The organism is Caballeronia sp. LjRoot29 (assembly GCF_964252755.1).
Classification (GTDB): Bacteria; Pseudomonadota; Gammaproteobacteria; order Burkholderiales; family Burkholderiaceae; genus Caballeronia.
The window spans coordinates 83,162-103,529 of the sequence record NZ_CAXUPU020000016.1; the positions used below are offsets into that span (position 1 = coordinate 83,162).

General features: G+C 60.8%; 17 protein-coding genes. 5 read left to right on the top strand and 12 right to left on the bottom strand.

What is annotated here, in order from left to right; translation table 11 throughout:
* Window positions 1-25: 25 nt before the first annotated feature.
* From urtE to urtA, 5 genes are all read right to left on the bottom strand, one after another.
* On the bottom strand, window positions 26-715 hold the full coding sequence (gene urtE / locus ACSQ83_RS18725) for an urea ABC transporter ATP-binding subunit UrtE (RefSeq protein ID WP_436229163.1): 690 nt from the start codon (window positions 713-715) through the stop codon (window positions 26-28).
* A gap of 20 nt (window positions 716-735) precedes the next feature.
* On the bottom strand, window positions 736-1,479 hold the full coding sequence (gene urtD, locus ACSQ83_RS18730) for an urea ABC transporter ATP-binding protein UrtD (RefSeq protein ID WP_436229164.1): 744 nt from the start codon (window positions 1,477-1,479) through the stop codon (window positions 736-738).
* Window positions 1,479-2,651: an urea ABC transporter permease subunit UrtC gene (gene urtC / locus ACSQ83_RS18735; protein ID WP_414952966.1), complete on the bottom strand. Its 1,173-nt coding sequence runs from the start codon at window positions 2,649-2,651 to the stop codon at window positions 1,479-1,481. Before urtC ends, urtD begins: the two co-directional genes overlap by 1 nt.
* A 36-nt stretch (window positions 2,652-2,687) precedes the next feature.
* Window positions 2,688-3,605 (bottom strand): urea ABC transporter permease subunit UrtB, encoded by a 918-nt coding sequence (urtB, locus tag ACSQ83_RS18740; protein ID WP_414968994.1) that lies wholly within the window; start codon window positions 3,603-3,605, stop codon window positions 2,688-2,690.
* 81 nt (window positions 3,606-3,686) lie between these two features.
* A complete protein-coding gene (urtA, locus tag ACSQ83_RS18745) occupies window positions 3,687-4,979 on the bottom strand; it encodes an urea ABC transporter substrate-binding protein (protein ID WP_436229165.1) in 1,293 nt (430 codons plus the stop codon).
* A 264-nt stretch (window positions 4,980-5,243) separates the two neighbouring features.
* Between urtA and ACSQ83_RS18750 the strand changes: the two genes are divergently transcribed.
* Together ACSQ83_RS18750 and ACSQ83_RS18755 are read left to right on the top strand one after the other, a co-directional pair.
* Window positions 5,244-8,681, top strand: coding sequence for a hybrid sensor histidine kinase/response regulator (locus tag ACSQ83_RS18750; RefSeq protein WP_436229166.1), 3,438 nt, complete (start codon window positions 5,244-5,246; stop codon window positions 8,679-8,681).
* Window positions 8,656-9,612 carry a response regulator gene (locus ACSQ83_RS18755; protein WP_414952962.1) on the top strand — a complete coding sequence of 319 codons (957 nt, stop codon included), beginning with the start codon at window positions 8,656-8,658 and terminating at the stop codon, window positions 9,610-9,612. Before ACSQ83_RS18750 ends, ACSQ83_RS18755 begins: the two co-directional genes overlap by 26 nt.
* Before the next feature lie 322 nt (window positions 9,613-9,934).
* Here ACSQ83_RS18755 and hutC read toward each other — a convergent pair whose 3' ends face one another.
* From hutC to ACSQ83_RS18780, 5 genes are all read right to left on the bottom strand, one after another.
* Entirely contained in the window at window positions 9,935-10,696 is a 762-nt protein-coding gene (gene hutC / locus ACSQ83_RS18760) for a histidine utilization repressor (protein ID WP_414968996.1), read from the bottom strand.
* A 40-nt stretch (window positions 10,697-10,736) separates the two neighbouring features.
* Complete coding sequence (locus ACSQ83_RS18765; RefSeq protein ID WP_436229167.1) at window positions 10,737-11,636, bottom strand: amino acid ABC transporter ATP-binding protein; 900 nt, start codon at window positions 11,634-11,636, stop codon at window positions 10,737-10,739.
* A 32-nt stretch (window positions 11,637-11,668) separates the two neighbouring features.
* On the bottom strand, window positions 11,669-12,337 hold the full coding sequence (locus tag ACSQ83_RS18770; protein ID WP_414952959.1) for an amino acid ABC transporter permease: 669 nt from the start codon (window positions 12,335-12,337) through the stop codon (window positions 11,669-11,671).
* Window positions 12,338-12,350: 13 nt separating this feature from the next.
* The gene (locus ACSQ83_RS18775; protein WP_436229168.1) at window positions 12,351-13,001 is read right to left on the bottom strand and encodes an amino acid ABC transporter permease; all 651 of its coding nucleotides are present in this window, start codon (window positions 12,999-13,001) and stop codon (window positions 12,351-12,353) included.
* A 78-nt stretch (window positions 13,002-13,079) separates the two neighbouring features.
* Window positions 13,080-13,907, bottom strand: coding sequence for a transporter substrate-binding domain-containing protein (locus tag ACSQ83_RS18780; RefSeq protein ID WP_299703906.1), 828 nt, complete (start codon window positions 13,905-13,907; stop codon window positions 13,080-13,082).
* Between the two features lie 442 nt (window positions 13,908-14,349).
* Between ACSQ83_RS18780 and ACSQ83_RS18785 the strand changes: the two genes are divergently transcribed.
* The 3 genes from ACSQ83_RS18785 to ACSQ83_RS18795 are packed head-to-tail and all read left to right on the top strand — an operon-like array spanning window position 14,350 to window position 17,850.
* Window positions 14,350-15,321, top strand: a complete 972-nt coding sequence (locus ACSQ83_RS18785; RefSeq protein WP_414952957.1) for an isopenicillin N synthase family dioxygenase — start codon at window positions 14,350-14,352, stop codon at window positions 15,319-15,321.
* Entirely contained in the window at window positions 15,314-16,729 is a 1,416-nt protein-coding gene (locus tag ACSQ83_RS18790) for an FAD-binding oxidoreductase (protein WP_436229169.1), read from the top strand. The genes ACSQ83_RS18785 and ACSQ83_RS18790 overlap by 8 nt, the downstream gene beginning before the upstream one ends.
* Window positions 16,726-17,850, top strand: a complete 1,125-nt coding sequence (locus tag ACSQ83_RS18795) for an aminotransferase class I/II-fold pyridoxal phosphate-dependent enzyme (protein WP_414952955.1) — start codon at window positions 16,726-16,728, stop codon at window positions 17,848-17,850. Before ACSQ83_RS18790 ends, ACSQ83_RS18795 begins: the two co-directional genes overlap by 4 nt.
* A gap of 50 nt (window positions 17,851-17,900) precedes the next feature.
* On the opposite strand, the gene ACSQ83_RS18800 is transcribed toward ACSQ83_RS18795, so the two are convergent.
* Window positions 17,901-19,442 (bottom strand): amino acid permease, encoded by a 1,542-nt coding sequence (locus tag ACSQ83_RS18800; protein ID WP_414952954.1) that lies wholly within the window; start codon window positions 19,440-19,442, stop codon window positions 17,901-17,903.
* Between the two features lie 67 nt (window positions 19,443-19,509).
* Window positions 19,510-20,295, bottom strand: a complete 786-nt coding sequence (locus tag ACSQ83_RS18805) for an SDR family NAD(P)-dependent oxidoreductase (RefSeq protein WP_414952953.1) — start codon at window positions 20,293-20,295, stop codon at window positions 19,510-19,512.
* Between the last annotated feature and the right edge of the window lie 73 nt (window positions 20,296-20,368).

Sequence of the window (20,368 nt, forward strand, 5' to 3'; positions counted from 1 at the left end):
TCTTGCACACCGCGTTGAGCCGGTTTCAAACGGACAGGAACTGCCGGATGCGGGCCGTATCGATAGCATCGCGTGGGCTTTCATGCACCAGCCGGCCGCCTTCGATCACGAAGAGCCTGTCCGCCACATCCATCGCGAAGCTCAGCACCTGCTCGGACACCACAATGGTGATCTCGCGCAGCTTTCGGATCTCGTGCAGTGCCCGCGCGATGTCCTTGATGACCGACGGCTGGATGCCTTCGGTGGGCTCGTCGAGTAGCAGCACCTTGGGTTCGCTGACAAGCGCACGGGCTATGGCAAGCTGCTGTTGTTGGCCGCCCGACAAATTGCCCCCCTTGCGATTTCGCATTTCATAAAGCACGGGAAAGAGGGCATAGATTTCATCGGGAATCCTTCGCGTTTTGATCTGCTCCATCCCGGTCCGGATGTTCTCCTCCACGCTCAACGAAGAAAATATCTGCCGCCCTTGTGGCACATAAGCCAATCCCTTGGCCACGCGCCGGAAGCTTTCATCTTTCGATACATCGGCTCCGTCCAGTTCGATCGCGCCGCCTTTCACGGGCAGCACGCCCATCAACGCCTTGAAGAGCGTCGTCTTGCCCATGCCGTTGCGGCCCATGATCGCTACGATCTCGTTACGGGCCGCCTCGAACGAGACGCCGTGCAACGCCTCGCTTTGTCCATAGCTCACGAATACGTCTTTTACGTGCAACATGGCCGTAGCCTCCTCAATCCTCAATGCCCCAGATACACGTCGATCACTCGAGGGTCGTTCTGCACTTGATCCATCGGACCTTCGGCGAGGATCTTTCCCTGGTGCATCACGGTGACCTTGTGCGCAATCCGTGCGACGAATTCCATGTCGTGTTCGATGACGATCATCGACCGGTTCTGGCAAATTTTCGTCAGCAGCTCGGCGGTGATTTCCCGCTCACGCACGCTCATTCCCGCGATGGGTTCGTCAAGCATCAGCAGCTCGGGGTCCTGCATCAGCAACATGCCGATCTCGAGCCACTGCTTCTGGCCATGCGAGAGCAGCCCGGCTTCGGTCGGCAGCAACGCAGCCAGTCCGATCTCCTCGGCCACTTCCTGCACCCGCTCGCGAACGTCCACCGTACAGCGGAAAGTCAGCGCGCCGAACACGCCCCGTCCGCGCGGAAACGACACCTCCAGGTTCTGGAAAACGCTCAGATTTTCATAGATGGACGGCGTCTGAAACTTGCGCCCGATACCTGCCCGCACAATGCGGAACTCGGCCATCGATGTCATCTCGACGTTCTTGAATTTGATCGATCCGCTGCTTGCCGCCGTGCGCCCGCAGATCAGGTCGAGCAAGGTCGTCTTGCCTGCGCCGTTCGGTCCGATCACGACCCGCAGTTCGCCGCGATCCACATAAAGATTGAGGGCGTCGATAGCCTTGAATCCGTCGAAGGAGACGCTCAGGTCTTCGACTGCCAGGAGGAAGTCGGTGTTGCTCATCACGGGCTCCCGAGAGTGGAACGACTGCGGCTGCTTCTACCGAGCCGGCGCAACAAGCTGCCCAGGCGTGGTTTCACATGCGACTCGTACAGACCCGCTAGGCCATCGGGGAAAGCCATCACCACACCTATGTAAAGCGCAGCCATCAGCAGCAGCCAGAGGTTCGGGAAGCTTTCGGAAAAGTAAGTCCGCCCGAAGTTCACGAGCAGCGTGCCGTACACCGCGCCGACCAGCGACATGCGCCCGCCGACGGCCGCGTAGATCACCATCTCGACCGACGGCACGATGCCAACAAACGACGGCGACATGAACCCGACCTGCAGCGTGAACATCGCCCCGCCGATGGCGGAGAGCAGCGCGGCAAGGCAGAACGCGAAGACCTTGAACATGGCGACGTCGTAGCCGGAGAACCGCACGCGGTCTTCCTTGTCGCGCATCGCGAGCAGCAGGGTGCCGAGCTTGCTCGTCTGCACCAGCCGGCAGAACAGGATGGCGACCAGCAGAAGCACTGCATTGACGAAGTACAGGATGATCTTGGCGGAGTCGGGACGGATGTCCCAGCCGAGCATGGTCTTGAGGTCGGTGATGCCGTTCACGCCGCCGGTGTACCCCTGCTGGCCGATGATTAGCACCGAGAGAATCAACGCGATGGCCTGCGTGATGATCGCGAAATACACGCCGCCGACGCGCCGCTTGAACATTGCGAAGCCGATGACGAAAGCGAGCGCGGTGGGAATGATCAGCACGGCTGCAATCGCGAAAGGCAAATGCTCGAACGGCTTCCAGAACCACGGCAGCGCCTTGAGCTGGTTCCAGTCCATGAAGTCGGGAATGCCGGGCGTCGACTGGATTTTCGTGCTGACGGGGTCTGAAGCTTCGAGCTTGAGGAACATCGCCATGCAGTAGCCGCCAAGCCCGAAAAATACGCCCTGGCCGAGACTCAGCACACCGGCGTACCCCCAGGCCATGACAAGACCGATAGCCACGAACGCGTAGGTCAGGTACTTGCCGACGAGGTTGAGGCGGAACACGTCAAGCATCAGCGGCATGACCACCAGCAAAACAAGTGCTAGCAGCACGAAGCTGCCGAAGCCCCTATAGGCTAGCCAGTCGCGCAGCGCAGCGAGTCGCGACGGAGCGGAAGCGGGTGGCGAATCGGTAACGCGGTTCATGGCGAACTCCGGTAAGAGGGGGCAGGTTCGGTACGCTCAGACGCGCCGCACCTTTGAAGCGAAGAGTCCCTGCGGGCGTGCCATCAGGATCAGCACGACGGTGAGCAACGTAACCACACGAGCCGACGATCCAGAGAGAAAGAACTCGCTGATGGATTGGGTCTGTGCAATGCCGAAGGCTGAGGCGACTGTGCCGAGCAAGCTGGCTGCACCGCCAAACGTGACAACGAGGAACGAGTCGACGATATACAGCGACCCGCTAGTGGGACCCGTCGAGCCGATGGTCGTGAACGCCGCGCCGGCAACACCGGCCATGCCGCAGCCGATCGCGAACGTGAGCCGGTCAGTACGCCTGGTATCGATGCCGGCGGCGTTGGCCATCGTCCGGTTATTGACGGTGGCACGCACTCGCAGGCCCCAGCGCGAGCGATACATGGCTGCCAGCACGCCAGCCGTGAGCACGATGGCGAGGCACATCACGAACAGGCCGTTGATCGGGATGTCGAGACCCGGCGCGGGCGACCACGATCCCATCAGCCAGTCGGGCAGCGTTGGACTGACTTCCTTCGGGCCGAAGGTCGAGCGGAACATCTGCTGCATCGCGAGGCTCAGGCCCCAGGTCGCGAGCAGGGTGTCCAACTGCCTCCGGTACAAGTGGCGGATCAGCAACCATTCCACGATCCACCCAAACACGAATGCAATCGCGAACGCAGCCACAATGGCAAGTGGCAGGAACGTATTGGTGGCGACGACGCCCATCGACTCGGCCCACTTCGAGAACACGTAGACCGTGTACGCACCGATCGTCATGAACTCGCCGTGCGCCATGTTGATGACGCCCATCTGACCGAAAATCACCGCGAGGCCGAGCCCCATCAACAGCAACACGCTAAAGAGGCTCAGGCCGGCGAAGCCCTGCATCAGCGTAATGTTCAGAATATCGGTGGCCGACATGGCGGATTCCTTGGTATCAACCTGGTCTGTGCGGCGCACACGTTCGTGCGCCACACAGACGACTAACGACTGAAGGATTACTTACTGATAACCCTCCGGGAACGGATTCGGCTCGATCAGATCGGGCGACTCCGCGACCACCTTGAACTGCCCATCGGCTTGCGCCATGCCAATGCGCGTGCGGCTCCACAAGTGATGGTTCGGGTGGATCTTCACGTAGCCTTCGGGCGCTGTTTTCAACTCGATGCCGGGGGACGCAGCCACGACCTTGTCGACATCGAAACTGCCGGCTTTTTCACACCCGGCCTTCCATAACCACGGCCCGAGATAGGCCGCCTGCGTAACGTCGCCGATCACGGACTTGGGTCCGTACTTCGCCTTGAACGCGGCCACAAAGGCCTTGTTGTTCGCGTTGTCGAGCGACTCGAAATACTTCATTGCCGAATAGAAGCCGGCAAAGTTTTCCCCGCCGATGCCGAGCACTTCGTCCTCGGTCACCGAGATGGTCAGCAGGAATTGTTTGTCGGCGGTAATGCCGGCCGCTTTCAATTGTTTGTAGAACGCGACGTTCGATCCGCCGACGATGATTGCGTAGATGCAATCGGGCTTGGCGATCTTGATCTTGTTGATGAGCGAGTTGAAATTCGTCTGTCCGAGCGGGTAATACTCTTCACCGACCACCTTGAGGTGCAGGTGGTCCTCAATATGTTTGCGGGCGATCTTGTTCGACGTACGCGGCCAGATGTAATCCGATCCGATCAGGAAAAACGATTTAGCTTTTTTCGTCTCCGATGCCCAGTTAAGTCCCCACAGAATTTGCTGGGTCGCTTCCTGGCCGGTATAGAAAACGTTCTTCGACTGTTCAAGCCCTTCGTAGAAGGTCGGGTAATACAGCAGTCCGTTGTCGCGCTCGAAGATCGGCAGTACAGCCTTTCGCGACGCCGAGGTCCAGCAGCCGAACACGCACGCAACGTGATCGTTCTCCAGCAGCTTCTTCGACTTCTCTGCAAAGGTCGGCCAGTCGGACGCGCCATCTTCCTGGATGATCTTGATCTTGCGGCCCAGCACGCCGCCCGCTGCGTTGATCTGGTCGATCGCGAGACGCTCGGCCTGTATCGAGCCGGTCTCGGAGATCGCCATGGTGCCCGTGGCGGAATGGAGCTGGCCGACGGTGACTTCGGTATCGGTGACGGCGAGCTTGGTCGTGTTCACCTGGGCAGTCGACATCGACTGGCTTAAGGCGAAAGCGGGCGCGGCAAGCGCAGGCGCGGCGGCAAGCCCGAGCAGCAGTTTGCGGCGGCGCTGGGAGATCATCTCCCGGCTGTCGGATGGACTGGCTGCATCGGGTGCGTCGTGCTGGTCGTCAAAAGGCATGGGACATTCTCCTTGGAGGCTCGTGGTAGGCGGCGTGGGCTTGTTCCGGCGCGCTGACGTTGCGCTGGCATGGGGCAGAAGTTAAGTGGCCGATACGCGCACCGAAATACGTCTTTTGACGTACAGCGCGCGTATTTATGGCTCGCTAGACTCATGACGAGACCTCACGACACGACGCGTGCAATGTGGGGTTCAACGCCTCATCGCCGCGTGGCCCAGTGCCGCTTTCATGCCCATTCCGCCCGACCGGTACCCGCGAGAGTCATGCATCCATCCGATTCCCCTGCCGCCGCGCCCGCGCTCGGCACCCAGCGCATCGTCAAGATCCGGCGCGACTACAACGCCTGGGTCGCCGACGAAACCCTCGAGGACTACGCGCTGCGCTTTACGCCCCGATCGTTTCGAAAGTGGAGCGAATTCCGGGTCGCGAACACGGCGTTGGGCGCGATCTCGTTCCTCGCGCTGGAAGCGATCGGCGGCTCGCTTGCGCTGAATTACGGCTTCGCCAATACGGTGTGGGCGATCGTGGTGACGTCCGTGCTGATCTTCCTGACCGGCTTGCCCATCAGCTACTACGCAGCGAATTGCGGTGTCGACATGGACCTGCTGACGCGTGGCGCGGGGTTTGGTTATCTCGGCTCGACGGTCACGTCGTTGATTTATGCGGGCTTTACCTTTATTTTCTTCGCGCTCGAAGCGGCCATCATGTCGCTCGCGCTGGAAATGTATTTCCACATGCCGATCGCGGTCGCGTATCTCATCAGCGCGTTCGCGATCGTGCCGTTCGTGACGTTCGGCATTACGCTGATCAACCGTTTGCAGAGCTGGACGCAGCCCGTGTGGATCGTGCTGCTGGTCGCCCCGTATATCGCCATCCTGATCCGCGAGCCCCATCTGTTCTCCGACTGGGCGACCTTCGCGGGCTACGCGCAAGGCGGCCGGGAATTCGGCCTGATGCCGTTCGGCGCGGCCTGCACGGTGATTTTTGCGCTGGTGGTGCAGATCGGCGAGCAGGTCGACTTCCTGCGTTTCCTGCCGCCGCGCACAGCGAAGAACCGGGTGCGCTGGTGGTGTGCGATGCTCGCCGCCGGTCCCGGATGGATCGTGCCGGGCGCGCTGAAAATGCTCGGTGGCGCGTTCCTGATGTTCCTCGCGCTGCAGAACCAGATCGATCCGTCGCGGGCCACCGAGCCCACGCAAATGTATCTGGTCGCGTTCCGCTATGTCTTCGATTCCCCCGGTTTTGCGCTGGCCGCCACCACGCTTTTCGTGATCGTCTCGCAGGTCAAGATTAACGTGACCAACGCGTATGCCGGTTCGCTTGCATGGTCGAATTTTTTCGCGCGTCTCACGCACAGTCATCCGGGCCGCGTGGTCTGGCTGGTGTTCAACGTGCTGATCGCCCTGATGCTGGTCGAGCTTGGCGTGTTCGGTGCAATCGGCAAGGTGCTGGCGTTGTATTCGAACGTGGCGATCGCGTGGATTGGCGCGCTCGTCGGCGATCTCGTGATCAACAAGCCGCTGGGTTACAGCCCGAAGGACGTCGAGTTCAAGCGCGCGCATCTCTACGACGTCAACCCGGTCGGCATCGGCGCGATGCTGGTGGCATCGGTGGCAGCGGCGCTGTCCCAAGCAGGTTATTTAGGCGAAATTGCGCAAGCGCTGGCGCCGTTCATCGCGTTGGCGGTTGCATTTATCTGTGCGCCGTTGATCGCGATCGCTACCCGTGGCCGCTTTTATCTCGCCCGTGGCAGCGCGGATCTCGAAGCGGGGTCGGTGTTGCGTTGCGTGATCTGCGAGAACCAGTTTGAGCGCGAAGACATGGCGTCATGCCCGGCCTATGCGGGCGCTATCTGTTCGTTGTGCTGCTCGCTCGATTCACGTTGCGGCGACACCTGCAAGCCTCACGCGCGCTTCTCTTCGCAATTGACGGTCGCTCTCAAACGCGCGTTTCCGACCCTGGAACCCACGTCGCAGACGTTGCGGGTCGGACGTTACCTGATCTACCTGTCCGTCACGCTGTCGTTGCTTGGCGCGATGCTTTACCTCTCGTACAGCCAGACCGCGCTGACGCTTGCCACCAGCAACGAGAGCGCGCTGGACACGCTGCTGCGCGGGTATCTCAAGGCGTTCTTCGCGCTGGCGCTGGTGGGTTGCATCGGCGTCTGGTGGCTCGTGCTCGCGAAAGAGAGCCGCGCGGTGACGCAGGAGGAATCGAAACGGCAGACCTTGCTGCTGATGCAGGAGATCGAGGCGCACCGGCTGACCGATGCCCGCCTGCAACAAGCCAGCGCCGCCGCGGATGCCGCCAATCGCGCCAAGAGCCGCTACGTGACTGGCCTGAGCCACGAGTTGCGCACGCCACTCAACAGTATCCTGGGTTATGCGCAGTTGCTGCTGCGCGGCTCCGGTGCTGTCGATGCACCCCAACGCGATGCGCTCGCGACCATCTATCGCAGCGGGGAACATCTGCTTGCGCTCGTCGACGGCCTGCTCGACGTCGCGCGGATAGAAGCCGGCAAGCTACAGCTTGATGTCTCCGAAGTGGCGCTGCCCGACCTGTTGACCCAACTCGGCGCAATGATGGAACCGCAGGCGGCGGAGAAGGGCCTGGCGTTCCATCTGGAGACCAGCGGCCGCATCCCGGAGGTCGTTCGTGCCGATGAAAAACGCGTGCGTCAGATCCTGATCAACTTGCTGGGCAACGCGGTCCGCTTCACGTCGCATGGTTCGGTCAGGTTGCGGACAAGTCATGCGTGGGGCCTGGCGACCTTCGAGATTGAAGACACCGGATCGGGTATTCCTGACGAGCAACTCGAAGCGATCTTCCTGCCCTTCGAGCGCGGCGAGGCGGCGCGCCACAACGATCATGGCACTGGCCTTGGACTGACCATTTGCCGCTTGCTCACAGAAATGATGGGCGGACGGCTGGACGTGCAGAGCCGGGTCGGGTCCGGCACGCGCTTCGTCTTGCAACTGTTCCTGCCCGAAGTGCGTGACCCGCGTGTGCTCGTCACGCGGCCTCGCGACGTGCTGGGATATCCGGGGTCACGCCGCTCCATCCTGGTCGCCGATGACCTCACAGACCAGCGCCGCATTGTCACCAGCGTGCTCGAACCGCTCGGCTTCACCATGATCGAGGCGAATAGCGGACCGCAGGCGCTGCAACTTCTTGCAACCCATAACGTCGACCTGATCGTGATGGACGTTGCCATGCCGTCGATGGACGGCTTCGAAGTCAGCAAGCTGATTCGTGAGCATCGGCTGAGCGAAGCGCCCATCCTGATCCTGTCGGCCAATGCGTTCGCGGGCGATCTGGAGAAGGGCGCGGCGGCCGGTTGTGATGGTTACCTTGCCAAACCGCTGCACTTGCCGCTTCTGCTCGACAAGGTCGCCGCCTTGCTCGATATCGAATGGCTGACCGAGGCGACGGGGCCGGTTGACGATACCGCCGCGTCGTCGCAAACCGCATTGCCGCTGCCTGCGGCGCTTGCGCTCGAGCTTCGCCGCTTCCTCGAACTCGGGTACATGGAGGGTTTCGTCGCGCAGCTTGATGAAGCCGGGCAGAACCATCCTGACCTCGCCGATACCCTCGCGCCGCTGCGCGAATCGGCACGCCGTTTCATGCTTGACGACCTTGACCGGCAGTTACGCGCGGTCGACGGAGCCCTACCTGATGCAGCGACACCCGATGCAGCCTGATATTCCGCTGGGACGCCCCGTAGTACTGATTGTCGATGACACACCGGACAATCTCGCCATGCTGTCCAGCGCGCTCGTGGCGGCGGGTTATGCGGTGCTGGTGGCGCTGGATGGTGCTTCGGCGCTTGAGCGTATCGCGCGTCTTACGCCCGACGTGATCCTGCTCGATGCCATCATGCCCGGGATGGATGGCTTCGAGACTTGCGAGCAGATCAAGCGTAATGATCTCTACAAGCACATTCCGGTGATCTTCATGACCGCGCTGGCCGACACGCAGCATGTGGTGCAGGGGTTCAGGGTCGGCGGTATCGACTATGTGACGAAGCCGATTCGTCCCGACGAAGTGGTCGCGCGGATTGCGGCCCATGTGCGCCGGGCAGCGAGTCAGCGCCACGCGGATATCGTGCTTGAACTGAACTCGCGGGCGGCTGTGATTGCGACGGCTCAGGGTGAAGTCCACTGGCATAGCGCGCTTGCGCCGCAAAGGCTCGCGCATTTCTATGGTGACGACGGCGACGTGGGGGTTGCGGCTAGTCCGTTGACGAGGCTGCCGGGAGCGTTGACGAGCTGGCTGCTGGATTATTCCGCCGCCCCGGACGAGGACCGGGCGCAAACCGTTGAGATCCTGCCCGGCGGTGAACGGCTGGTCGCACGCATTGCCGGTGCGGCGAATCGCGGCACCTGGATCGTGGTTTTCGAGGAGCATGCCGATGGGCGCGATACGGCAGATCTGGCGCTGCGTTTTGGGCTGACGCAGCGCGAGGCGGAGGTGTTGCTGTGGTTGTCGCGAGGCAAGACGAATCGCGACATCAGCGAGATTCTTGGGATGAAACCGCGGACTGTCAACAAACACCTTGAGCACATCTTCGAGAAACTGGGCGTGGAGACAAGAACTGCGGCAGCGGCTACGGCGTTGAGCGGAGGGCGCTGAGTTGATGGCGTGGTATAGACAGTCACAGGGGCTGTGGTTTATTACTGGCTTGCTCCTGTTCGGAGCCGCAAAAAATCAACATTGCGCGAAAGGCGTCGATCTGCGCGCACCGCATCAAACCAGCCCGCGTCTTCAACCCGTCATGCAATCGATTCGTTCGGATGTCGAACATTATGCGCTCGATCACTGCGTTGTGACAGACATAGTGGCCGTGGCGAAGCAGGTAACAAGCGGAGTGATTGCCGCATTCTGCCCGCTGCATTTCGCATCCGAAGGGGAGGCTTCAACTTCACCGCTTGAACGCAGGTGACAGCAGCGGCGATCAGCTCTGCCGCTGCATGTTGTCGGCGCTGAACCTGCATCCCAGCCGATACCGCGTTCCCGGGTGCACGAAGCGCGCAAACGTCACGGCAACATTATTCGCCCAGGTCCGCCGCACGAGCGTGAGGCACGGCTGGTCCGGACCGATCTCAAGCAGTTTCGCATCCGCACGCGAGGGCAACACCGCGTCAACCACGTGCTCGACCTCGTGTGCCGGCACGGTATTGAACAGATACTCCGAGGGCCGCACCGCGGCGAAGTCCTGCTCGAGGAAATGCGGCGCGACATCGGGGTTCACATAACGGTCCTCAAGCTGAACCGGCACGCCGTTCTCGCGATGCACGCACACCACATGAAAGACCGATGCGCCCGGCACGAGTCCGAGTGCTGCCGATACATCACTGGCCGCTGCCTCTCGCGCGGCATGCACGATCGCATAGCTGTACTCGTGGCCGCGCGCGCGAATTTCATCGCCTATGTGCGCGATCATCAGCAACGTGGACTGCGGTTTTTCTTCCGCGATAAACGTCCCCACGCCTGAGAAGCGCGTCAGCACGCCTTGCTCCGTCAGTTCACGCAACGCGCGATTGATCGTCATGCGCGACACGCCCAACTCACCGACCAGGGTCATCTCCGATGGAATCCGGTCGCCGGGCCGCCATTCGCCGGAGAGGATGCGCGTGCGGATATGTTCCTTCACACGCTCGTAGCGCGCGAGCGGCGCGGTGGCGGATGCCGGATTCGAAAGGCTGGTTGTATTCATGTCTCGCTCAGGTCTGGCTTATCTATAGCTTACTTATAGCTCAGGTTTGGTTCTCAGCTTCGTTATGTCCCGCTGATTCGGTGCTCGGTTGGACCGTACTCGCCGACGGTTCCTCACGTCGTGCCCAGAACGCGTTCCGGTCGAGATAGTTTTGCAGAAACTGTTTAAGCCTCGGCTGCCGCGCGTTGTGGAACACGTCCTCGGGGGACCCGTGTGCCTCGATTTTGCCATGATCGATGAAGACGACCGTGTCCGCGACTTGCGCCGCAAAGCCCATTTCGTGCGTGACGATCACCATCGTCATGCCATCGTTTGCAAGGTTCTTCATCACTTGCAGCACTTCGCCGACCAGCTCGGGGTCGAGCGCGGACGTGGGTTCGTCGAACAGCATGATGTGCGGTTCCATCGCCAGTGCGCGGGCAATGGCCACACGTTGCTGCTGCCCGCCGGAGAGCCGCGCCGGATGATTGTCCGCACGGTCGGCGAGACCGACCTTGTCGAGCATGGCCAGCGCCCGCTTGCGAGCCTCGGCCTTGGGGAGCTTGCGCACCCGCACCAGCGCTTCGGCCACGTTTTCCACGGCCGTCATATGGGGCCACAAGTTGAACTGTTGGAACACCATGCCCACGTTGCGCCGCACGCGGTTGATTTCGGCTTGCGGCGCCCGCACACGGCGGCCGCTGCGATCGGTGACATAGCCGATCAATTCGCCCTCGATATAGATCTCGCCTTCGCTGTATTCCTCGAGGAACGCGAGCGAACGCAGGAGGGTGCTTTTCCCCGAACCCGACGGCCCGATGATGCAAGTCACCTCCGACTTTCTCACAGCGAGCGAGACATCATCGAGCACTTTCAGCGCGCCGAAATGCTTGCCGACATGCCGTGCATCGACAAGATATTCGGCGGACGTCAGCGTGTTGCCAGAATTGGGTTTCTTCATGATCAGCTCAGTTTGATGGGACGCAACGCGCGTCACCGCGTGAGGAAACGGCCTACGCGGATCTCGACCCACTGTCCGGCTCGCGACGCCACTTCGACGAGCACGAGATAACACACGCACAGCGCGAGCAGGGTCTCGACGAACGCAAACCGCTCCGACCCGATACCGGTCAGCACGAACGTCAGCTCCGGCACCGTGACGACCGACAGCACCGCGGTTTCCTTGCTCAACACAATGATCAGGTTGGTCAGCGCCGGCACGATGATGACGAGCATCTGAGGCAACTGAACGCGCATGATGACTTGCAGCCGCGTGAAGCCGAGGCACTCGGCTGCTTCTATGTGACCGCGTGGCACCGACGTAAAGCCGGAGCGGAATGCTTCCGCGAAATACGCGCTGCCATAAAGCCCCAATCCAACAATGCCGGCCGTTAGTGGTTCAAGCGAAAGCCCCAGTGAAGGCCCACCGTAATACAGCACGAAAAGCTGCACGAGAAACGGTGTGCCCCGGAACACTTCTATGTAAGCACGCAAGAATCCGCGCACCCATTTGCCGCAGAAGATCTGCAGCAACGCGACGGCGAAACCGATCGCCATGCCGATCAACACGCCGCCGATCCACACGCCAATAGTCGTTGCAAACCCCTCGGCGAGAGCGGGCAGGGAGTCGGTCAGAACCGTGGGATCGAATTGAATGGACATATTTGCGCTTGGCTTAAGCCCGTTCCATGCGGCGTTCTGCGCGATGCCCGGCCAGCGACAACGCCCCGTTGATGACCAGGTACACCAGCCCGGCCGCCACATACGCCTCCAGCGGCCGATACGTGCTGGCAGCAATATTCTGCGCGGTGCGTGTGATATCGGCGACACCCACCACTGAAATCAGCGACGACGCTTTCACGAGCATGACCATCTCGTTGACGAGCGAGGGCATCGTCGTGCGCAGCGCCTGAGGCACTTGAATGCGCAGCACGGCATGCAGTCGCGACAGGCCTAGCAACTGCGCCGCTTCGAGTTGCCCATGCGGAATGCCGATAAATCCACCCCGCAGGATCTCGGCGAGATAAGCGGCTTCGCATAGCGAAACGGCGGCAGCGGCGGCGACGAGCGGCGGCACGTTGATGCCGATGAAGGGCAGGAAATAGTAAGTAAGCAGAAGCTGCACGAGCAAGGGCACGCCACGAAAGAAGCCGACATACGCGCCGCCCAGCTTCGAGATGAAGAGGTTCTTCGAGAGTCTTGCGCTGCACACGGCGATCGCAATAATGAAACCAGCCACCAGCCCGACGAGTGAAATCAGGACCGTGGCTTGCGCGGCCTTGATCAGGTACGGAAGGGCATCGAGCAACGCGTGAAGGCTGAACATGGGCTGTCCGGCAAAGAGCAAGGCGCTAAGGCGCCTTGCAGGGCATCAATGATCCGCTGATTCGGCAGTACAACACGTTCAATAGTTAGGCGAAGGCATGGTGGTGGGCGTGTCCATGGTGACGCCGAACCACTTCTTCTGCAGCGCCGCAAGACGGCCATCGCCGTGCATCTTGACGATTGCCTGATTGATCGCGTCAAGAAGCGGCTTGCTGTCCGCGTCCTTGCGGCCGAGATAAGCGAAATACACCTTCGTGCCGAACGGCGGCTGCACAACCGCGAAGGTATCCGGACGCTGACGCGCTACGTACGCGATATTCGGCAACGAATTGCCCACGGCAACAATCCGGCCAGCGGCGAGGTCCGCATAGGCCTGATTGTTGTCGATGTATTCACGCACGCTCGTCTTGCCCGGCAGCGTGGCAACGTACTGCTTCAACTGGTCGAGTTGCGCGGTCGCCTTGCCGCCGCCAACCGTCTTGCCAGCCACGTCGGCGTTGGTTTTGATACTCGTGTCATTGGCACGTTTGAGCAACGCAACCGTACCGTCGGCAATCGGCAGGGTGAATTCGTAACGCTCCATGCGCGCCTTGGTGATAGTTACCGGGCCGCTGACAATATCGAACTTGCCGGCTTCAAGGCCGGGCAGCACGCTTGGCCAGGGAAGGTCGATGGAGCGTACTTTCACCCCCATCTCCTTGGATAATTCTGCAAAGAAGTCCTTATTAAAACCTTGTTGCTGCCCGTTTTCCAGGAAGTCGAACGGTGCAAACTGCATCTCGGTTCCCACGACCAGTTCGCCTGCCTTCTTGACCTTCGCCAACTGGTCTTCCGCGTGCGCCGAAACCGCTGTCGCGACCAGCGCGGCCACGAGCAGACGACCCTTCCACTTCGAGAAAAAATTCATTCTTGAACTCCCCTGGTTAAAAGTGCACCCGGCTTGAGCAAAGGTGCGAACCGGTGCGCCGACCTGCTGTGGTGCGATTCAGTATATACCGTCAATTTGCATTGCCAAGCGTGTCAAAAATACTTCCGGCCGCACTATTTCAAGGCTTACTAACTTCGCGAAAACGCCGGGTTGCGTTCCGCGAATTGGCGGTATATACAGAGACTTGATCTGGATTTCGGCGGGCGCTCGTGGCTTATCTGCAGACGCTTGCGGCCGAGTCCCGGCAGTGCATCGCCGGATGTGTCGCGTCCCGCGAAAACATCACGCGCCGAGGCGCAGTGATACTGTTTTTGGGCCGGCCGTGCGCCTTGCGCCGGTTCGGCATGATGTCCGTCGCCAACGTGCAGGAGCGCAATCAGCCCGCACGGTATAGACGGCGATGAAACTTCGGAGTGCCTGGATGACCTCGACTTCTCACATTCCTATCGTCGATCTGGCGGCGGTTCGTGCATTGGATCCTGCTGGCTTGCGTGAAGCCGCCGCCGCGATCCGTGACGCGTGCACGAGCATCGGCTTCTTCTATGTCAGCAATCATGGCGTGCCAACCGACGTACTCGAAAGCGCCGTGAAAGCAGCGCGCGCATTCTTCGCGTATCCGCCCGAGGTGAAGCGGCGTGTCGCGGTGAATCGTCGGCACCGGGGTTTTAATGCGCTGGGCGATGCCGTCATGTATCAGGCCACCAAACCCGACTACAAGGAGTTTTTCAGCATCGGACTGGAGTTGCCGGAAGACGATCCAAGCGTGCTCGCCGGTGAAGCGCTGCGCGGTCCGAACAATTGGCCCGACTTCATGCCATCGTTGCGACCGGCACTTTATGGGTACTACGAAGCGATCGGCGAATGCGGTGCAGATCTGTTGCGCGCGGTGGCCGTGAGCCTGGATATCGATGAAACGTTCTTCGTGAGCAAATACACGAAGCGCATGCAGCGCACGCAGATGGTCTATTACCCGCCCCAAGCGCCCAAGTCGGACGCGGATCAGTTCGGCGTGGCGCCGCATACGGACTACGGATGCATCACGCTGCTGTGGCAGGACAACGTGGGTGGTTTGCAGGTGAAGGAGCTTGCAACCGATAGCTGGATTGACGCGCCACCCATTCCCGGAACGCTGGTGGTGAACGTCGGCGACCTGCTTGCGCGCTGGTCGAACGACCGCTTTCGATCAACGCTGCATCGGGTGATCAATCGCTCGGGCCAGGAACGTTATTCGATCGCGACCTTCTACGACCCGACTTATGGCGCGAGCGTGGACCCGCGCGATCTTGGGCTTGAGGGCATGCAGCCGCTGTATGAACCGGTGGCTGCGGGCGACTACATCCTGGGGCGGATCAACGATTCAATGGGTTATAGAAAGAAGCGCGCAAATGGCTGAGAACGCAATGAGCGGCATAGTGCAAAAGCTGATCGATGCGCTGGGCGCCGGGTCCGTGCGGTCCGGCGATGCCATCGAACCGCGCTATCTCGGCGACTGGAGCGGGCGCTCGCCGGTGCCGCCGTTGGCGGTCGTGCTGCCGCGTTCAACCGACGAAGTGGCAACGCTGCTGCGCTTATGCAACGAAGCCCGTCAGAGCGTTGTCCCGCAGGGTGGCATGACCGGATTGGCGGGCGGTGCCATTCCTTCCGGCGGCGATATTTGCGTGTCGCTCGAACGACTGGTGGGCATCGAGGAGGTTGATCGCGCGGCAGCGACCATGACGGTGCTTGCCGGCACCACGTTGCAAACCGTGCAGGACGCCGCGCAGGAAGCGGGTTTTGAATTTGCACTTGACCTCGGCGCGCGCGGCTCATGTCAGATCGGCGGCAACCTCGCCACGAACGCCGGCGGCGTGCGCGTGCTGCAGTCCGGCACGGCGCGGGACCAGGTGCTCGGACTCGAAGTCGTACTTGCCGACGGCAGCGTGCTCAGTTCAATGAACAAGATGGTCAAGAACAATACGGGCTACGACCTTCGAAACCTGTTCATCGGTTCGGAGGGAACGCTTGGCGTGGTCACGCGTGCGGTATTACGTTTGAAACCGCGCCGCGCGGCACGCAACACCGCGTTGTGCGCACTGAATGATTACGACGATGCAGTCGCGTTGCTGCGCTCGCTGCAAGCCACTTTCGGCGATGAAATCGGCGCGTTCGAAATCATGTGGCCGGAGTTCTACGACTTTGGTGTCGGGCTGACACGCTCCCGCAAGTCACCGCTTGGTCAGGCGTATCCGCTCTATGCGTTGATCGAACAGGCCGGGTTCTCCGACGACCACGGCGAGCGGTTTGCCGCGGCGCTTAACGCGCAGCTTGAAGCGGGCGTGGTGCTGGATGCGGTCGTTGCACAGTCGCAGGCGGAGACTCAGGCGCTGTGGGCCATTCGCGAAGCGACCGCTGAATTGCCGGTGCAGATCGAGCCGATCAATTTCGACGTCAGCTTGCCCGTCGGCGAGATCGGTCATTTCGTCGATGCCTGCCGCAAGGACTTCGCTGCACGCTGGCCGGCGCATTATGGTTTGTACTTCGGCCACATTGGCGACTCGAACCTGCATGTCACGCTCGACGCCCGTTCTATTCCCGGCGTGACGGTGGAAGAGGTCGATCGTGCGTTGTACGGCATGGTTCGCGATTACAGCGGTTCGATATCGGCGGAACACGGCATTGGTGTGCTTAAACGGCCGTTCCTCGGCTACTCGCGTAGCCCCGCCGAACTCGCTTGCATGCACGCGATCAAGCATGCACTCGACCCTCACGGCATTCTCAATCCCGGCAAGGTGCTGCCCGCTGCCGAACAAGGAACTCAATGAGCGTAACTGCGTTTATAGAAAGCTTGCGCGCGGACGTGCGGGGCTTGCCTGCGTATAACGCGGGGTTGTCGGGGGAATACGTCCGGGCGCGTTATGGCGTTTTGCATGTCGCCAAGCTCGGCAGCAATGAAAATCCGCGTGGTGCCAGCGCAGCTGTGATTGCGCATCTTGCAGAGTCGACAACGTCCGGCGCGCTCGCGCTTTATCCCGATCCTTCATGCAGCGTGCTACGCGCGCTGATTGCTGAACGGCTTGCGGTCGATCCCGAGCAGTTGTTGTTCGGCAACGGCTCCGAGGACTTGCTCGCCATCGCGGCCCATACGTTCCTCGCACCCGGCGACGAAGTGATCACCGTGATCCCATCGTTTGGCTTGCACATCATCTATCCGCAGAGCGTGGGTGCGAAGGTGGTCACTGTGCCCATGCGGTCGGACTTCGAATTCGATGTCGACGCATTGGTTTCTACCATTTCGTCACGTACGCGCATGTTGATTATTAGCAATCCTGGTAATCCGGTCGGATGCGCAATGAATGTGGATGAAATGCGCCGGCTGTTGAGCGCAGTGTCGCCGGGGACGCTGGTGCTGTGGGACGAGGCCTATTTCGAATACGCCTGCGATGAAGACGGTTACCCGGACAGTCTCGCCGTGCTGCGTGAATCAGGCTTGCCGTGGTTGTTGCTGCGCACGTTTTCAAAGGCGTATGGATTGGCGGGACTTCGGGTGGGATACGGGGTGGCGTCGGCGCCGGAACTCGCTGGGCTGATGAACCGCGTGCGTACGCCATTCAATATCAACCAGATTGCGCAGCAGGCAGCCGCCGTTGCATTTGGCGATCAGGCGCATGTCGCGGCCAGCGTGAAAGATGCCCGCTCCGGCCGCGAATGGATGCGCGCTGCGTTGATCGGGCTGGGCGTGAATCCGGCGCGTTCGCGGGCCAATTTCCTGTTCTTCGATTGCGGGGAAGACGCGGCCAGGCTCGCTGGCCGGATGCTGGAGGATGGAGTGATTGTGAAGCCGTGGCGCGAACCGGGTTATGAAAGCTGCATACGGGTGAGTGTTGGGAGCGCCGCGGATAACGCTTTGTTTATAGCGTCGTTTGAACGGCGGCGGACGATGTGATTTTTTCGCGCCGGTAAAACGTTGATCCGTTCACCGGCGCGAGCGAAAACCTACTCCACGTTCTCTTCCAACTGCGCTTCGAGCCCGACAATTTTCTCCCGCCGTTCCTTCGACAGATTGCCTACTGGCGGCCCGGCAAAACTCTTGCGCACACCGGCGCCGTACCAGATCAGCATCAGTACCGCGAGCAAGCCGACAATCACATAAATCACTTTTTCATTCGGTGGCTGGATGCCGACATAAGCAAGAATCAACGCACCGATCACTGCCGCAACAGCAAACGGCTTCGACCACATTCCCAACTGGAAAGGCCCTTTTTCAGTCCACGTCTTGCCTTCGGCGAAGATCCCGGCGGCGACCGGCATGGCGTAGGAGATGAACAGAAAAACCGCGCTGCCTGCGCTCAACACCGAAAATGCATCGCCATATAACGTGATGACAATGGCCAGCACGGCCGACACCCAGATCGCAATGCCGGGCGTGCGGTGCGCATTGACCTTGCGCAGGAACTTCGACCCGGGCAGGCCGCCGTCGCGTGCAAACGCAAACATCATTCGCGATGTCGATGTCACCGCGGCAAGCCCGCATACGTAGTTGATGAAGAACAGCAGCAACTCGATCACGATCCGCAGCGGTCCGGGAATCGGCGCAAGGATGGCTTCAAAAAATCCGGTGCCTTGCTTGATCGCTGCGCCAATGTCCGGCATCACGAGAACGAACGAGCAGACCAGCACGTACCCGAACAAGGTCGACCACAACACGGACTTGACGATCCCGCGCGGCACGTTGCGCGCAGCATCGTGAGTCTCCTCGGACGTGTGCGCGGAGGCATCGAAACCGGTGATCGTATAGGCGGTCAGCAGCAGCCCTGAAAGGAACGCCATCGCCATGGTTTGCGCGGGCCATTGTCCGCCGTCCACGCCCGTGAAATTCTTGAAGGTCCAGAGTCGCGAGAAGTCCACCTTGACCGGGGAATAGATCACCAGCGACGCAACCAGGATCACCGTGACGACGAAGATGAGGTAGCCGGACACGTCGGTGATCTTGCTGGCGATCCGGATACCCCGGTGATTCAGGAAAGCTTGCGACGCAGTAATCAACGTAAGAAATATGGTCTGATGCCACCAGCCGAGCGACTCGGGCTTGACACCGAACATCGGGGCGATCAGGGTGCGAAAGAACGGGTCCCAGGTACCGAAGTTGATGGCTGCAACGACGAACACGAGTCCCAGCAAATTGAACCAGGCGGTGAGCCAGCCCCAGGTCTTGCCGCCCAGGATCGAACTCCAGTGATACAGGCCACCGGCCGTCGGATAAGACGAGGCGATCTGCGCCATCGCGGCGGCAACCACCAAGGCGAAGACGGACCCGAGCGGCCAGCCCAGTCCGATCGATGCACCGCCGGCCGCGCTGAGACCAAGTTGGAACGAGGTGATTCCGCCGGACAGGATGCAGATGAGAGAGAACGATACGGCGAAGTTGGAGAACGCGCCCATGCGGCGCGAGAGCTCCTGTGCATAGCCCATCTTGTGCAGCAATGAAACGTCGCTATCCGCGCTCTCTGGCGGCGGAACTGCCGTATTGATGTCCATGGTGGTCGATCCTTATGGCTGAAGCTTCTGGTGGACGTTGGATTGGAGCTGCAAACCAGCTGTGAACTTAAGCGGCGGTAAAGCAGTTATCGACGTAGAGATGCGCGCCGTTGATGAAGCTGGCGTCGTCACTGGCGAGAAAAAGCGCCGCCTTGGCCACTTCCTCGGGCGCACAAAGACGGCCTTGCTGAAGCGACAGCGCTGCTTCGCTTGCATCGAAACCGTATTGCGCGAGCGCGGCGATTTCACGCTGCCCGTGCGGGGTATCGATGAAACCTGGACACACCGCGTTGCAACGAATCCCACGCTCGCGATACTCCACGGCAATCGCCCGCGCGAACATCGCGCACGCGCCCTTGGTCGTGCAATACAGCACTTCGAGCGGGGTGGCCGCTGTCGACGAGATCGACGCCGTGCAGACAATCGAGCCGCCGCCCGCCCCAAGCATGTGCGGCAGCACGGCGCGGGTCATCGTGAACATGCTCTTGACGTTGACGTCCATGAGCCACTGATAGTCCTCGTCGGTGGTATCGAGGAAGGGTTTGACGACGATGCTGCCCGCGTGATTGAACAGCACGTCGATCGTGCCGAAGCGCTCGGCGATCCGCGCCACGGCGGTTTCTACCTGATCGGTCTTCGCGACATTCGCCTTGAAGAACTCCGCCACGCCGCCGTTCTCGCGAATTTGTGCCGCGACCTGCGTGCCGGCGTCTGCGTTGATATCGACGATGGCGACCTGCGCTCCCTCCTTGGCGAACAGCACGGAGGCCGCACCGCCGCAACCGGTGGCCCCGCCCGACACGATCGCGATCTTGCCCGCGAGTTTTCCGCCAACAGACTCGGATTTGCCCATTCCTGACCTCTCGTTGTTTATCCTTTATTTAGGCTAGGCGCGACACAATTTACGCACTATCCAAAATTGGCAA

What these genes read in the sequence shown, in the direction of transcription:
- urtE (WP_436229163.1), bottom strand. Translation starts at nt 715, where the DNA reads ATGTTGCACGTAAAAGACGTATTCGTGAGCTATGGACAAAGCGAGGCG.
- urtD (WP_436229164.1), bottom strand. Translation starts at nt 1,479, where the DNA reads ATGAGCAACACCGACTTCCTCCTGGCAGTCGAAGACCTGAGCGTCTCC.
- urtC (WP_414952966.1), bottom strand. Translation starts at nt 2,651, where the DNA reads ATGAACCGCGTTACCGATTCGCCACCCGCTTCCGCTCCGTCGCGACTC.
- urtB (WP_414968994.1), bottom strand. Translation starts at nt 3,605, where the DNA reads ATGTCGGCCACCGATATTCTGAACATTACGCTGATGCAGGGCTTCGCC.
- urtA (WP_436229165.1), bottom strand. Translation starts at nt 4,979, where the DNA reads ATGCCTTTTGACGACCAGCACGACGCACCCGATGCAGCCAGTCCATCC.
- ACSQ83_RS18750 (WP_436229166.1), top strand. Translation starts at nt 5,244, where the DNA reads ATGCATCCATCCGATTCCCCTGCCGCCGCGCCCGCGCTCGGCACCCAG.
- ACSQ83_RS18755 (WP_414952962.1), top strand. Translation starts at nt 8,656, where the DNA reads ATGCAGCGACACCCGATGCAGCCTGATATTCCGCTGGGACGCCCCGTA.
- hutC (WP_414968996.1), bottom strand. Translation starts at nt 10,696, where the DNA reads ATGAATACAACCAGCCTTTCGAATCCGGCATCCGCCACCGCGCCGCTC.
- ACSQ83_RS18765 (WP_436229167.1), bottom strand. Translation starts at nt 11,636, where the DNA reads ATGAAGAAACCCAATTCTGGCAACACGCTGACGTCCGCCGAATATCTT.
- ACSQ83_RS18770 (WP_414952959.1), bottom strand. Translation starts at nt 12,337, where the DNA reads ATGTCCATTCAATTCGATCCCACGGTTCTGACCGACTCCCTGCCCGCT.
- ACSQ83_RS18775 (WP_436229168.1), bottom strand. Translation starts at nt 13,001, where the DNA reads ATGTTCAGCCTTCACGCGTTGCTCGATGCCCTTCCGTACCTGATCAAG.
- ACSQ83_RS18780 (WP_299703906.1), bottom strand. Translation starts at nt 13,907, where the DNA reads ATGAATTTTTTCTCGAAGTGGAAGGGTCGTCTGCTCGTGGCCGCGCTG.
- ACSQ83_RS18785 (WP_414952957.1), top strand. Translation starts at nt 14,350, where the DNA reads ATGACCTCGACTTCTCACATTCCTATCGTCGATCTGGCGGCGGTTCGT.
- ACSQ83_RS18790 (WP_436229169.1), top strand. Translation starts at nt 15,314, where the DNA reads ATGGCTGAGAACGCAATGAGCGGCATAGTGCAAAAGCTGATCGATGCG.
- ACSQ83_RS18795 (WP_414952955.1), top strand. Translation starts at nt 16,726, where the DNA reads ATGAGCGTAACTGCGTTTATAGAAAGCTTGCGCGCGGACGTGCGGGGC.
- ACSQ83_RS18800 (WP_414952954.1), bottom strand. Translation starts at nt 19,442, where the DNA reads ATGGACATCAATACGGCAGTTCCGCCGCCAGAGAGCGCGGATAGCGAC.
- ACSQ83_RS18805 (WP_414952953.1), bottom strand. Translation starts at nt 20,295, where the DNA reads ATGGGCAAATCCGAGTCTGTTGGCGGAAAACTCGCGGGCAAGATCGCG.